General features: G+C 31.0%; 12 protein-coding genes and 1 tRNA gene. 6 read left to right on the top strand and 7 right to left on the bottom strand.

Annotated elements, in window-relative coordinates; all coding sequences use genetic code 11:
• Nucleotides 1–11: 11 nt before the first annotated feature.
• From METFODRAFT_RS04260 to METFODRAFT_RS04235, 6 genes are all read right to left on the bottom strand, one after another.
• Entirely contained in the window at nucleotides 12–1091 is a 1080-nt protein-coding gene (locus METFODRAFT_RS04260) for a DUF373 family protein (RefSeq protein ID WP_007044310.1), read from the bottom strand.
• A 45-nt stretch (nucleotides 1092–1136) separates the two neighbouring features.
• Nucleotides 1137–2258: an oligosaccharide repeat unit polymerase family protein gene (locus METFODRAFT_RS04255; protein ID WP_007044309.1), complete on the bottom strand. Its 1122-nt coding sequence runs from the start codon at nucleotides 2256–2258 to the stop codon at nucleotides 1137–1139.
• Nucleotides 2259–2356: 98 nt separating this feature from the next.
• Nucleotides 2357–2441, bottom strand: a tRNA-Ser gene (locus tag METFODRAFT_RS04250).
• Between the two features lie 138 nt (nucleotides 2442–2579).
• Nucleotides 2580–3242, bottom strand: a complete 663-nt coding sequence (locus tag METFODRAFT_RS04245) for a 2,5-diamino-6-(ribosylamino)-4(3H)-pyrimidinone 5'-phosphate reductase (RefSeq protein ID WP_007044308.1) — start codon at nucleotides 3240–3242, stop codon at nucleotides 2580–2582.
• Between the two features lie 9 nt (nucleotides 3243–3251).
• The gene (locus tag METFODRAFT_RS04240) at nucleotides 3252–4574 is read right to left on the bottom strand and encodes an SLC13 family permease (protein WP_007044307.1); all 1323 of its coding nucleotides are present in this window, start codon (nucleotides 4572–4574) and stop codon (nucleotides 3252–3254) included.
• A 15-nt stretch (nucleotides 4575–4589) separates the two neighbouring features.
• A complete protein-coding gene (locus METFODRAFT_RS04235) occupies nucleotides 4590–5174 on the bottom strand; it encodes an RraA family protein (protein ID WP_007044306.1) in 585 nt (194 codons plus the stop codon).
• Nucleotides 5175–6443: 1269 nt separating this feature from the next.
• On the opposite strand from METFODRAFT_RS04235, the gene mptN reads away from it, so the two are divergent.
• Nucleotides 6444–7319, top strand: coding sequence for a tetrahydromethanopterin:alpha-L-glutamate ligase (mptN, locus tag METFODRAFT_RS04230; protein ID WP_007044305.1), 876 nt, complete (start codon nucleotides 6444–6446; stop codon nucleotides 7317–7319).
• Here mptN and METFODRAFT_RS04225 read toward each other — a convergent pair.
• Nucleotides 7308–8240, bottom strand: coding sequence for a hypothetical protein (locus METFODRAFT_RS04225; RefSeq protein ID WP_394296032.1), 933 nt, complete (start codon nucleotides 8238–8240; stop codon nucleotides 7308–7310). The genes mptN and METFODRAFT_RS04225 overlap by 12 nt on opposite strands.
• A gap of 167 nt (nucleotides 8241–8407) precedes the next feature.
• Here METFODRAFT_RS04225 and METFODRAFT_RS04220 point away from each other — a divergent pair, with 167 nt between their 5' ends.
• The 5 genes from METFODRAFT_RS04220 to METFODRAFT_RS10865 all read left to right on the top strand — a co-directional run bounded on the left by METFODRAFT_RS04220 (nucleotide 8408) and on the right by METFODRAFT_RS10865 (nucleotide 13786).
• Nucleotides 8408–11404 (top strand): AAA family ATPase, encoded by a 2997-nt coding sequence (locus METFODRAFT_RS04220; protein ID WP_007044303.1) that lies wholly within the window; start codon nucleotides 8408–8410, stop codon nucleotides 11402–11404.
• Nucleotides 11405–11419: 15 nt separating this feature from the next.
• Nucleotides 11420–12499, top strand: coding sequence for a cobalt-precorrin-5B (C(1))-methyltransferase CbiD (gene cbiD / locus METFODRAFT_RS04215; protein WP_007044302.1), 1080 nt, complete (start codon nucleotides 11420–11422; stop codon nucleotides 12497–12499).
• A 14-nt stretch (nucleotides 12500–12513) separates the two neighbouring features.
• Nucleotides 12514–12903, top strand: coding sequence for a tRNA (N6-threonylcarbamoyladenosine(37)-N6)-methyltransferase TrmO (tsaA, locus tag METFODRAFT_RS04210; RefSeq protein ID WP_007044301.1), 390 nt, complete (start codon nucleotides 12514–12516; stop codon nucleotides 12901–12903).
• Between the two features lie 183 nt (nucleotides 12904–13086).
• Complete coding sequence (locus METFODRAFT_RS04205) at nucleotides 13087–13635, top strand: hypothetical protein (RefSeq protein WP_007044300.1); 549 nt, start codon at nucleotides 13087–13089, stop codon at nucleotides 13633–13635.
• A complete protein-coding gene (locus METFODRAFT_RS10865) occupies nucleotides 13625–13786 on the top strand; it encodes a hypothetical protein (RefSeq protein ID WP_007044299.1) in 162 nt (53 codons plus the stop codon). The genes METFODRAFT_RS04205 and METFODRAFT_RS10865 overlap by 11 nt, the downstream gene beginning before the upstream one ends.
• The last annotated feature ends 173 nt before the right edge of the window (nucleotides 13787–13959 follow it).

Genomic DNA, 13959 nt, shown 5'->3' with positions numbered 1-13959 from the left:
AATATATGAGATTACATTGTATCCACTTGTGTACTTGACTTTGTGAATAGTATTGTTGATAGGATTATTATAATTGAGGTGTAGACAACTGCATGAATCATCAACATTGTAAAACTTTCACTTCCCCTCAAAAATTCAGATGAAGTTATTAGCAACTCCCTTGCCATAAACAGACATATTGTATAGAAGAAGTATTTTTTTAGTATATTCAATATGGGTTCTTTTGAATGTATGATTTTATCAATGAAATGTCCCAACATGAATACAAATAGGGATAGTGTTAAAGGATTTGAGATGTGGTATAAAAAGTTTCCTGCGAATATTACCGGATTGTCACTTTTTGATACACCATAGGCGTACAATGCACCAACAACCAATATAAGTAAAGCGATAACTGTCCCCATTGGAGAGATTTTCCCTAACTCTATCCCTTCTCCACCCTTTTTTATTTTTTCTATAAATAATTTCCTTACACCAACACCTTCAGATAGGATATATAAACCAATTAAGCCAACTATTATCCTCCAACCTAATTCAGAAAATATCGCATACAAAATCATTGCAAATCCTGCCGAAGTGAATATTAATGGAATATAATCAGACATCGTCTTTTTTATGAATTCGTGTATTAAATAATAAATTGATTCAAGAGATTCATTTTGTTTAATAACAATCCTTTTTTTCCAAACGAAAACATCCCTTGAATCCAAATATTTTAATACCATCTCATCTTCTTTTCCATCAGACACTAAATATATAAAATTAGGTTCATACAAATACATCAAAAAATCTAACTGTTCTTTTATTCTTAAGGCACATTTTTCAGATTCAACATCCTTATCTCCGGAAATTGTTGCAATTTCAACATTCTTTCCCTTATTCTTCAATTCGTCGTATAACTTAACCCCCCCCAAAATTGCATTTATATCACTATCTCCAGGATCACTAAGGCCTAACTTTATAGCCGCCTTTATATTATCCTCCCTACCCAAGATTGGGGTGGCAATATTTGCTTTTCTTCCAACATCATCATCCATATCAACGATAAGAACAAGATACCTCTTTATTTCGGGCAATTTCTTAACTTCCATTTTGACGTCCTCCTAAAGTTAAATTTAGTTTTAACATTTCAATATTCAACGCAAACAACCATAGTTTTCTTTTAATCGCCCCGAAACATAAAACAATGCTAATAGAACAATCAAAAACCCATAATTAATACCAACCTCACACATTGCCAACAGTACTCCAGCATAGATGCTATAGATTTTATCATCCCCTTTCTCATATATTAATTTGCTAATCACCCCCAATATAAAAGCAAACACCATTCCAAAAATACCAAAATCAAAATATAGTGGGCCGAACATTGTTGATGTTATATTGTGAGTGTAGTTAAACAACAACTCTCCAATCAATCTCTCTCCGTTTGGAACAAAGGTTATTTTTCCAAGCATCATCTCTGGATAATTCACAATCTTCTCCAAAACCATAACATCAAAATATGCCCTATAAAGAATAAACTCCATAAAGTTCAATTTCCATGCCTGATTTGAAGATACCAAAATAATCTTTCCCATAATGCCAATAAACAAAATTAGCAAGATTCCAAAAGTTACCATTTGTCTTATATTTAAAAATTTTTTTCTATACTTATATATTAAATAAGATACGCATAGAATAAGAACATGTACTTTATAACCCAAAAGAACCAAAATCGCAAACGCTATTAAAAAATACTTCCCAATTCCTGCATAAGTTAAAGCCCCAGAGGATATTAACCTCAGTGGATCTGAAACGATACTCATCCTTATATTATAATTAAACAGTGGAATTCCCTTTTTAATAAAAATTAGCAGTAAAAATGACGATATTCCAATAAATAAAAATAAATTATTAAAATTGATTTTATCTTTGTATCTTAAATACCCCTCCAAAATACCAATAACAAAAATTGCATATAGAAAAGAAAGGAACATGTTGTTAGTTGTTGCATAAGAGCCATAGGTTATTAAAATGAACAGAAAAAACAATACCAACATCAGAACCTTTTCTATTTTTAAATTGCATCTTGTTCCCAGATAAAATGCAGTTAGATAACCCAAAACAACCAATATAACTTTTGCAAGGTTTTGAATATCGTAAGGTGGATTAAATATTATTATATAAAGAATGGCAAACAAAAACAGAATCAAATGTCCAATAAACACAATAAAAAATGGATGATCTATTTTAATATGCATAATGTTTAGTTTCATGTTACCACTATATTCGAATATATAAATTTATGACATATAATAATCCTACATACAAAACCTAAATTTACAAAAAATAATATATATAGTCAAATATATAACGCGGAGGCCGGGATTTGAACCCGGGTTGGGCGAAGCCCAACGGGATTAGCAGTCCCGCGCCGTACCAGGCTGGGCCACCTCCGCACATTCACTTAATAAATGGGATACTCATATATATACTTTTCGTTGAGGAAATTGATACATCCTAAAATTTTAAAGATTTGTGTTAATATTGGGTATTCCAACTAAACTTTCAACATACTATCAAATTAATTGATTTTTTTATTTTTTCACTTTAAATTCCAAAACAAGTCCATCGTCCAACCTATAAAAATTTTTCAATTCCAATTTGACACACTCTTCAACAGTCCTAAAACCCTCTCCATCAACATAAGTAGGAGCATCCTTCCCACCAAATATCTTTGGAGCAATGAAAACCCTAACCTCATCGACAAGATTCTCCTTAAACATACCCCAGTTTAGAGTCCCACCTCCCTCTAAAAGTATCTTTTTTATCCCTCTTTTGTAGAGTTCTTCCATAAGTTCCTTTAAATCAACTTTATATTTCCCAACTTTTATTACTTCAACCCCTATCTCAGTTAATTTTTTTATTTTTTCTTCTTTTTCTTTATCAACCTCCTTTGTCGTGGCAACTATTGTTTTTGCATCTTTGTTTAAAATCCTCGCGTTTAAAGGAATCCTTAACTTGCTATCAACAACAATTCTCACTGGATTATCTTCCTTCCTTGCCTCTATTTTATGGACTGTTAATCTTGGATTGTCTTTTAAGACTGTTCCAATACCCACCATTATGCCATCAACTTCCTTCCTAATCTTATGGACTCTCTTTAAGTCCTCCTCTCCAGAAATCCTTGAATCATTATCTATTGTTGCCAATTTTCCATCTAAAGTTATTCCAACATTTGAAATAACATAGGGTTTCATTTTATCACCTTAGAATGTAAACATTAACGATACCACTATAGCGGAGATTAAACTTAAAATAAAGCCCGCTCTTATCATATCTTTTTCTTTTATATATCCGCTTCCAAAAACCAGTGCATTTGGTGGCGTTGCAACAGGAAGTATGAACGCACATGAAACAGAAATCCCAATAGGCAAAGCAATAACTTCTGGCTTTAAGTTTAGTTGTAGTGCAGTTGTAATTAAGATTGGGATTAGAACACTTGCAACCCCAGTATTGCTCATTATATTGGTTATTAGTATGGAGAATAAGACCAAGCCAAATATGTAAAGATACGTTGGAATGCCATTTAATGCATCTATGACAAAGTAGGAGATGAATTCACTTGTTCCTGTTGTTGATAAGATATAACTTAAAGATAACGCACCTCCGAATAGCAATAAAACCCCCCAATCAACTGATTTATTTAAGTCATCCCAATTTATCAACCCAAGGGAAAATAAAAGAATTACTCCAAAAACTGCAACTATACTATCAAAATATTTCTCAACCCCAAACAAGGCAGATAATTCCTCACTCATCATCCACAACAACACAACAAACAAAAACACAATCCCAACCAATACACATTTTCTATTCTCAATTTTAAAGTTACTTTCAAGTTTTATGTTTTGATTTTGTGGTTTAAAATATAGGTATAGAACAGCATAAACTATAGGTAGAAGTATTAATGCAATTGGAAAACCAATCTTAAACCAATCAAAGAAACCCATGTTTAAAAGACTCGCTGTTATTGCATTTGGTGGACTTCCTATTATGCTCCCAATTCCACCAATACTTGCAGAATATGCTATTCCCAAAAGCAAAAAAGGATAGGTATTGTTTTTATCTTTATCAACATATCCAAGTAATCCAATAGCAAGGGGGAGCATAATAACTGTTGCTGATGTATTACTCATCCACATTGATAAGAACGCTGTGGTTAGCATTATTAAAAAACTCGCAACTTTAAAGTTTCCTTTTGAAAATCCAACAATTTTATATGCTATGTATTTGTCAAGTTCATACTTTCTCAATGCAGATGCAAGTGCAAATCCTCCTAAAAACAAAAATATTATTGGATGTGCAAAAGATTTAAATGCCTCCTTAACATCTAAAATTCCAAAAAGAACAGCAAGAATTGGAACAAATAAGGCAGATACTGGCAAAGGCAATGCCTCAGTTAGCCAAAGTATTGAGATAAAAATTAAAATAGATAATCCCTCTTTTATCTGCAGACTATCTATTGGAGAGAAAAACAGGATTAAAAACATCAATAAAATATCAAAAATCAATATCAATGTATTTTTCATACTCTCCCCCAAGTATTATTTCAATCCTAAGATATCCCCTATGTCCATTCCCCTCAAGATTTTGTTTTTTATGTTTGTTTCCTTTTCTTTTATTGCTTTTACGTTCTCAATGACTTCATTTAACTCCTCTCTTTTTATAACTGCAACGCCATTACAATCTCCAACAACAATATCCTTTGGATTTATTACCTCTCCACCGCAGGTTATTGGGACATTTATTTCCCCTTCATCCAAAGGTTTCCCAGCATTTGGGACAACATACCTTGCAAATGCAGGGAATTTTAAGGTGTTTATGTCTTCGATATCTCTTATCCCACCATCAACAACAACACCTAAAACTCCTTTTAATTTTGCATTTGTTGATGCTAAACCTCCCCAAACAGCAATATCTCCTCCATTTGCATCAACAACTATTATTTTATTTCTCGCATATTTTATTGCCTTAACAACAGTTCCCCAGTCGTTGGGGGATGTTTTTACAGTTACTGTTTCCCCAACAATCATTTTTTGCATGGGATTTACTGGTTTTATCCCCTTCAAAACCCTCGCTCCTGCATCACATAGATTCGGAACTGAAAAAATACTTAAAATCTTCCTCATGTTTTCAACCTATTATCAAAATTTTAAAATTTTGTTTATGCATTTTTAATGTAAAAAATTATAAAACCTTCCAAATTTTTAATTTATACATATTTAACGACAACTATATATTATTTAAACAACAACCCTTTCATAACTGACAGTGTGATTACAATATTCCCCTCTTTATTAGTTCTTTACTACACTCTTTAACCATTTCATAAAACGATAGTCCATATTTGTATCAAATATTCTATGCAGTTTGATACTATCGCCATAAATCTAACAAATCCAATATCGCTCTTTTCAGACGTTAGATAGTTTCCTTCGATTTCTAAAATCGATTATCTCTTCGATATTTTTCTTCTATCTTCGGTCTCTTCATATACTCGCTTATAATATCCTCTGCCTTCTAAGTTTACCAATATATTCCATTCCCAATTCTTTAGATTCCTTCATAATTTTCTTTGTCGTTACAAAAGTGTCTCCTACGACCGTCTCGATATCTATGTGAAATAGAAATCTAATAATTTCGATAAATATATCTGTTGATTTTTTGCTAAGTGGTTTTATTGTAGTATAAATGGGATATATCCCTTTCGCTTACAAAGTAAGCGAGTAGTGAAATACAAAGTATTTCACATAATTTTTCGTGATAAATACAGGTGTTTATTTGTTCTTGGTATATAGTTGTTTGCGTTAAATATTAGAAAATACTTCAATAAATTTAGTAAGATTTACAACTTATTTTAAAATTTAAGACAAATATAACCATTTAAAAATTTAGAGTATAAATAATTAGTAAAATTCGCAAACAACTATAGTTTGCTATGTCTTTCGATGTAGTTATATCGAATATTGCAACCATAAACCTTTTCACCCCATCTCCTTAGTAGTGTTGAATCGATTATTGTAGTATATTTAAATCTATTGTCATCCAAAATATCGGAAGGTTAGATAGTTGAACATATAAACAAAACTCATTTTCTGATAGTTTTTGTAGGTTTTTAACGATAGTTTTTCTGTGAATTCCAGAGATATGCTCTGAAAATGCTTTGATGGTTTTTATCAGCGTTAGCGTTCTAACCTATGCGAACTTGGATAACCCCTCTGAACAGTTAAATCCTAAACTATTTATAGAATTAGTGAGTATATTATTGAATGTGGTTAGCATAAAAGATGCACCGTTTTTTAACGAGTTATTTAAGTGCTATCTATTTCTATTTTTTGGTTTTAATTATAATAGTGTTAAATCACACTATCAGTCATAAAATTAAACGAAGGGAAATTATGAAGATGGGCATAATATCTGAGGAAAAAGATTGGGTTGTAAACGAATTAAAAAAATCTATGGAAAAAAATGGCATAAAACCTGAAATAATAAAGCCATCCAATATAATATCTGGCATAAATATAGATTTTAGGTTGAAGTGTAATAACAAAAATCTACTGGATTTGGATTGTGCATTTGTTAGGAATATTGGGGATGAAGTAGAGATGTTTCATAGATTTGATTTTTTGAAGCATCTGGAACATTACATCCCATTGATAAATCCATTAGATGGAATAGAAAATGCTGGGAATAAGTATAGATGCTCTTTTTTGATGGATTTAAAAAACATCCCTCAACCGAAAACTGTTGTAACTGAAAGTATAGATGAGGCATTGGAGTGGGTTAATACCTTTGAGGATTGTGTTATAAAGCCACTTTTTGGAAATCAGGGGAGGGGGATTATAAGAATAAATGGTGGCTCCTTAATATCTAAACTAAACAAACTGACAGAATTCAAGAAAAAATATGGATCTTTTTATATCCAGGAATTTGTGAAAAATCCAAACAATGTTTATAGGGATATTAGGGCATTTGTTGTTGGGGATGAGGTTGTATCTGCAATGTATAGGGTTTCAGATAACTGGATAACCAATATACATCAAAATGCAAAACCGGAGGAATGTGAAATCAATGAAGAAATTGAAGAACTTGCTATAAAGGCAAAGGATGCTTTGGGATTGGTTTATGCAGGAGTGGATTTGATTGAGGGTAGAAAAGGTTTGAAGGTTTTAGAGGTTAATGCAACACCATCTTGGGAAGGGTTGTCAAAAATCTCAAAAACCAACATTGCCGATAGAATCATTGAAGAGGTTGTAAATTTATTAAAAAGATAATTTAAGCAATAAAATACCTAAAAAAATACTATACATAGAGGGTAGGAATGCCTGAATGCCTACAAGTTTTAAAGCAACATCCTTTGGATATAGTCCAGCGTAATAAGGTAAAATTCTTACCCACCACTCATAAGTTAAAACAAAAAGCCCGTTTCCGATAAACATACAACCCAACACTATATTTATAGAGTAATGATAGTCCAACATAATCTTTGCAATCCCATAGGCAACCCTTGGGGATAATACTGCAGTTGAGACATAGGTTATTCCAAGAGAATCCAATCCAATAAACTTCAAAATTGGGGAGAGCACTTTGGTTATTTTATCCATAATCCCAAATTTCATCATAAAAACAACAACTAAAAATATTGGCGTAAAAACCTTTATAAATTTGAGAGATAACTTCAATCCGTTAATAAATCCTCCCTTCAAAACTTCTTTTGAAAATTTAATGTTTAATTCATTATTTAAATCATTATTTTGATTTGCGTGTTTATACCTTCTTTTCCCAATAAGCATGACAACGAACAATAAGAATATATCAAAAATTATTCTCAAACCAATAAAATATAATGCAACAATACCAAGAAGAGGCAATAAAACAGGTAAATAATACCTATAAATATACATTATCCTCAAAGAAAAGTTTGATGCAAGGATGGCAATGTATAAATCAAATTCGTCAATTTCTCCTTTTTTTAGTAGAGAACTTGCAGTTGTATGTGCCAATCTTGGACTAACCAAATATAAAGCAGGAACTGTTGATAGAGAAGGATGGATGCCAATTTTTGCTATCTTTGAAGTTTTCTTTCCAATAAGTTTTATTAAGTTAGTTTGATTTAGTATCTCTGCCAACACATAGCCAAATGTTATCGATGCTATCGAAACCAAATAAAGGTTTAAAAAATCCAAACACCCCACCTTTTTATGATTTTGTTCTAAATTATCCGACCTTTTATTTAAATATTATTATTTATTGACATAATATCAAAAAATACTAAAAATATAAACATAGATAATATGAAATTTTCAAAAATTTATTATATCAAAATGCAAAAAAACTTCATGCAAGTGGCGAGGGGAATATTATGATAATTAGGGAAATTAAAATGAAGAACTTCAAAAGTCATGTTAACAGCAGAATAACATTCAAAGAAGGTATTAGCGTAATTGTTGGACATAACGGAAGTGGAAAATCATCTATTTTTGATGCTGTACATTATGCTTTATTTAGACCAAGACTTAGGTATGAGGATTTAGTTACAAGGGGGAGAAAGAACTTATCCGTTGAACTAACCTTTGAGGTTGGTGGAAAAATATATAGGGTTGTTAGGGAGAGGGGAAATGAGAGGTTATATGCCAATGATGAACTCATTGCAAAGGGTTCAAATGAAGTAACAAGGGAAATAAAAAATATATTAGGCATTGATGAGAAAACCTTTACAAACTCAATTTACATTAAACAGGGAGAGATTGCAGAACTTATTCATACATCTCCAGCAGAGAGGGAAAGGACTATTGCCAAACTTTTAGGTATTGGTGAATATCAGAAATCTTGGGAAACGATGAGGGAAGTTATAAATAACTTTGAGGGAAGATTGAGTTTAATTGAGGGGGAGTTAAAAAATAAAGAAAAAATTGAAAAAGACATTATGGAAAAAAGTGAGGAATTAGAAGGATTAAAGGTTAAGTTGGAGAAGTTAGGGGAAGAATTCAATAACCTCAATAAAAAGTTAATAGATAAAAAAAAGGAATTGGAAGATTGGGATGAAATAAGAGTGAAGTTTATAAAATTCACATCAAAACTTGAGAAATACGAATCTGATTTAAAAGGGATAGAAAACGAAATAAAAAAATATGAAGATGATTTACAAACAATTTCAAATGTTTCTTTGACAATTGAAGAAAATAAAGAAAAATACAACCAATATCTATCAATAAAAGAAGAATTGGAAAATGTAAAAAAATCCCTAAACGAATTAAAGGGAAGTGTTGACAAATACAACAAACTCATTGGGCAAAAGGAGAACATCAAAAACACAATAAACAAATTAGAAACTAAAATCTCCAATTTTAAATATGGAGAAGATTTGGAGTATTTAAATTCAATATTAGAATCCCTAAATAAAAAAATTAAAAAATTTGAAGAAATTAAAGAGGCCATAAGGAATTTAAAACAAATAAATGAAAAATTAGATGGGGTGGAAAGACACAAGCAAATAATAAGTGAAAATAAGAAATCCTATGAGAAATATCTAAAACTTGAGGATGAAAAAAACGACTTAGAAAAAATGACTGCTGCATATACAACATTGAAGGAAAAATACAACAACCTTATAGATAATCTAAAAAACCTGGACAAAAAGAAAAATGAATTATTGGATGAAATTAGTCGAAGTAACATTAAAGAAATAGAAAAAAAAGTTAAAGAAATAAATAATTTGGAAAAACAGATGGATGAACTACTCGAAGAAAAGAACAAAATACAAGAAAGTATTGGAGAGGTTAAAAGTAAAATAAATGCATTAAAAAAGGCACTAAGTGAAATTGAGAAGGTTAGGGGAAGATGTCCTGTTTGTAGTTCAGAGATTGATGAGAAAAAGAAAAAAGAGTTAAAAGAGGAATATTCAAAAAATCTTAAAGAAGAAGAAGAAAGGTTAAAAGATCTCAACAAAAGATTATTGGAATGTAGCAAAGAAATTGAAGAATTAAATAATAAGTTAAGTCATAGGAGGGAGTTAAAAGAAAAACTAGGTACATTGGAGGAAAAGATAAATCAACTTAATGGAATAATGGATGAAATTAAAAAGAAAGAAAATGAAAAGAAAGTCATTGAAGAGGAACTATCAAAATTTGTTATCGATGGGAAAAGCATAGAAGATAGGTATGAAGAGGTTAAAAATGAATTAAACAACTTAAAAAATACCTACACAAAATACTTAACCGCCTATGAATATTTGAAGGATATTGATGAAAACAAATTGATAGAAGAAAGGAATAGATTGGAGGGTATAATAGGGGATTATGACATAGATACCTGTAACTCGAGCATAGAAAATACAAAATCAGAAATTGATAAGATAAAAGAATTGATAAGGTTAATTGAAGAGAGGAAAAAGTTAAAAGAAGATTTGAAAGATATTGAAAACAAAATCTTAGCATTACTTGGGCATGTTGGGGAGTATAAAGAAAAAGAAACCAAATTTAAGGCATTAGAAAGAAAATTAAAGGAGATAGAAGTAGTTTATGAAAAATACAGAGATGCCCTTGCAATCTTGCAAAATCTATCACATATATACAAAGTTGACATGGGGGAATTAAAAAATCATGTTGAAAACTTATTAAATGAGAAATTAAAAGAAAAATCAGAAATTTTGGAAAGAATAGAGGTACTAAATAACAAATTGAGAAACTTAAACTATGATGAAAAGATTCACAATAAAATTAAAAATGATTTTAAGGAATTGGAAGATGGTGTAAGAGATAAAGAAAAAGAACTTGTAGAATGTAAAACAAACATAGAAAATGTAAATCAGCAGTTGGAGGAATTAAATAACTATTTAAATAAGTTAAAAGAAAAAGAAAGAGAAAGGGAAAGGCTGTTAAAATTCATCGAATATTTGGATAAAGTTAGGGATGTATTTTCAAGGGATGGATTCCAAAGATATCTAAGGGAAAAATATAAACCACTAATTCAAAAATACACAAATGAGGCATTTGAGGAATTTGACTTGCCCTACACGCATATTGAGTTAACACACGACTTTGATATAAAAGTTCATTCTCCAAATGGGACTTTAAATGTTGGTAATTTGAGTGGTGGGGAGCAGATAGCAGTTGCTCTTGCTTTGAGGCTTGGGATAGCAAAGGTTTTAATTGGAAGTAGGATAGAGTGCATAATATTGGATGAACCAACAGTTTATCTTGATGAAGAAAGGAGGAAAAAACTTGTAGATATATTTAAGAGTATTAGAACAATACCACAGATGATACTTATCACTCACCATCCAGAATTGGAGCAGATAGCAGATACTCTAATAACTGTAAGAAAAGAGGGGGGGGTTTCAAAGGTTTCCATTAACTAATTAATGAGGGGCAGTATGATTTATGATTTTAGAAAAAAAGGAAAGTTGGGTTATACAACTGGCTCCTGTGCAGCCGCTGGGGCTTATGCAGGACTGTATTTCCTAAAAAATAATATCAAGTTAGATTATGTTGAAATTGAAAATCCAAATGGAGAGATACTAATTATACCAATAGAAAAAATAGAAAAAATTGGGGAAAATGTCGTAAAAACAACAGTAATAAAATATTCTGGAGAAGATATTGATATAACAAATGGAATAGAGATAATCGTTGATGTGGAGTTGATAAAAGAGAAAAAAATAAAAATTATTGGTGGGGAAGGAATTGGAATAGTTACAAAGGATGGTTTGCAAATAAAGAAGGGAGAATATGCAATAAATCCAAAACCAAGAGAAATGATTAAAAAGAATTTATTGAGGTTGTTGGATGAAGATGAGGGCGTTATTGTTAAAATCTCTGCCCCTAAAGGAAAAGAACTTGCAGAAAAAACACTAAATCCAAAGTTAGGAATTATTGGAGGAATTTCAATACTTGGAACCACTGGAATTGTAAGGCCTATGTCAAATGAGGCATATAGAGAATCCCTCGTTCCCCAAATTGATGTAGCACTTGCAAATGGATATGAAACACTAATATTTACCCCAGGAAATATCGGAACAAAGTTTGCAAAAAAACTCCTAAATGCGGAGGATGACCAAATAGTTGAGGTCTCAAATTTTTGGGGATATATGCTTGATAAGGCAGATGAGAAGGGTGTTAAAAATATAATTGTATTTGGTCATGCTGGGAAGATAATAAAACTCTCTGCAGGAATTTTTGATACTCATTCAAAGGTTGCAGATGCGAGGAATGAAATTTTAACTGCATACTCTTCCTTATTTATTAATGAGAAAGAAGTATTAAAAAAGATACTATACGCAAATACAACAGAAGAGATTATGAAAATTTTAAGGGAAAAAGATGTTTTGTATGATGTCTTTAATGCAATAGCAGAGAGGGTTGTTGAGAGGTTATCAAGTAGATGGAAGATAAACTTCAGTTGCATAATAATAGATATGAAGGGTAACATTCTTGGAAAATGCAATAATTTTTAATGAAGGTGTTTTTTATGGAATTCAAACTATTCCCAATTGGAAAAGTTAGACAAGTGGATAATAAAACAATTTTGGAAATATTTAAAGATTTTAAAGAAGGTTTAGATGGTTTAAGTGTAGGAAAGAGAATTTTGGTTTTTGTGTGGTTTGATAAAAGTGACACTCCTGATAAAAGGAAAATATTAAGGGTACATCCAAAGGGCGATATAAACAATCCAATAAGAGGGGTTTTTTCTACAAGGTCACCAGTTAGACCAAATCCGATTGGCATCTACAACGTCAAAATTTTAAAAATTGGGGATAGTAAGTTGTACGTTGAGGAAATGGATGCCTTTGATGAAACACCGATAATAGATATTAAAATTTTTTCTGAGGATTTGGATTGTCCAAAAACAAAACCATAAAAATTAAAAACCATAATTGTATAAAGTTGTATAAAACAGTTGAGTGATGTAACAATATTCACAATAACTACAATCGTAAGTATTCTTTGAACTTAAAATCTTAAACTAACCGTTCTTTTAAAAATTTTTATAATCTAAATATAATAAAATTCTCACAACGATTAAAAATTGTGAGGGGATATTATGAAGAAAATTTTGACAACTTTACTAATTATTTGTTTCTTAGTTTTGTTAAATATCAATTTTGGGGAAGAGTGGGTTAATTATATTACATCAGGTTATTGGGGTAAGAGGCTATATAGTACAACTTTTACATTTCCATATAATTTGAGTGAAATTGAAATCCAAAGTATGGATGTAGAGATTAATGCTACTGATGTTAATTATCATGCAAATACTGCCGGTGGCCCTAGTGGGGTAAAGGTTAAGGTGGATAAAATCTATGTGGGATTGTTGTATACAAGTGGAGACCGTCCCTCAACCAGTGTCACCACATTTACCATTGATGCTGAAAATGCAACGAAGATTTTGAGCGATGGTTCAATTAGTATCTCTACCTCCCCAGTTGGGGATGAAAGTTGGTATGGGATAAATAATATAACAGTTAAAGTTTTTTATACAAATAAAGATGGTAGAAATAAAATAATAACAAAAGTACCAGTACCTTTTGGAGTGGTTGCTCTTTCTTTAGTTGGAGTATTGTTTTTATTGATGAGACGCTATGAAAACTAAGATATTTAATATTGGTGTGAGACATATTCAATATTCGTTTAGTAGTGGAGATCCTCAACAAAAAGACCCAAATGCCAATATAAAAGTCATTAGTAGTACTGAGGAATTTGGAAATTTGATTACAACATTAAAAAATGACTCAAGTAACTGACAGTGTGATTACGAGAATCCTTTCTTTATTAGTTCTTTACTACACTCTTTAATCACTTCATAGAATGATAATCCATATTTGTGGCTTAAATATTCTATACAGTTTGATACCATTGCTATAAACCTAACAAACCCAATATTGCTCTTTTCAGACGTTAGGTAATTTCCCTCAAC

The sequence above is a fragment of the Methanotorris formicicus Mc-S-70 genome, assembly GCF_000243455.1.
Lineage (GTDB): Archaea > AGJL01 > Methanococci > Methanococcales > Methanococcaceae > Methanotorris > Methanotorris formicicus.
This window is presented reverse-complemented; position numbering and strand designations above follow the sequence as displayed.

Excerpts from the sequence above, each read along its gene's own strand:
- METFODRAFT_RS04245 (WP_007044308.1), bottom strand. The coding sequence starts at position 3,242 with ATGAAACCCTATGTTATTTCAAATGTTGGAATAACTTTAGATGGAAAA.
- METFODRAFT_RS04240 (WP_007044307.1), bottom strand. The coding sequence starts at position 4,574 with ATGAAAAATACATTGATATTGATTTTTGATATTTTATTGATGTTTTTA.
- METFODRAFT_RS04255 (WP_007044309.1), bottom strand. The coding sequence starts at position 2,258 with ATGAAACTAAACATTATGCATATTAAAATAGATCATCCATTTTTTATT.
- METFODRAFT_RS04260 (WP_007044310.1), bottom strand. The coding sequence starts at position 1,091 with ATGGAAGTTAAGAAATTGCCCGAAATAAAGAGGTATCTTGTTCTTATC.
- mptN (WP_007044305.1), top strand. The coding sequence starts at position 6,444 with ATGAAGATGGGCATAATATCTGAGGAAAAAGATTGGGTTGTAAACGAA.
- METFODRAFT_RS04205 (WP_007044300.1), top strand. The coding sequence starts at position 13,087 with ATGAAGAAAATTTTGACAACTTTACTAATTATTTGTTTCTTAGTTTTG.
- METFODRAFT_RS10865 (WP_007044299.1), top strand. The coding sequence starts at position 13,625 with ATGAAAACTAAGATATTTAATATTGGTGTGAGACATATTCAATATTCG.
- tsaA (WP_007044301.1), top strand. The coding sequence starts at position 12,514 with ATGGAATTCAAACTATTCCCAATTGGAAAAGTTAGACAAGTGGATAAT.
- cbiD (WP_007044302.1), top strand. The coding sequence starts at position 11,420 with ATGATTTATGATTTTAGAAAAAAAGGAAAGTTGGGTTATACAACTGGC.
- METFODRAFT_RS04235 (WP_007044306.1), bottom strand. The coding sequence starts at position 5,174 with ATGAGGAAGATTTTAAGTATTTTTTCAGTTCCGAATCTATGTGATGCA.
- METFODRAFT_RS04220 (WP_007044303.1), top strand. The coding sequence starts at position 8,408 with ATGATAATTAGGGAAATTAAAATGAAGAACTTCAAAAGTCATGTTAAC.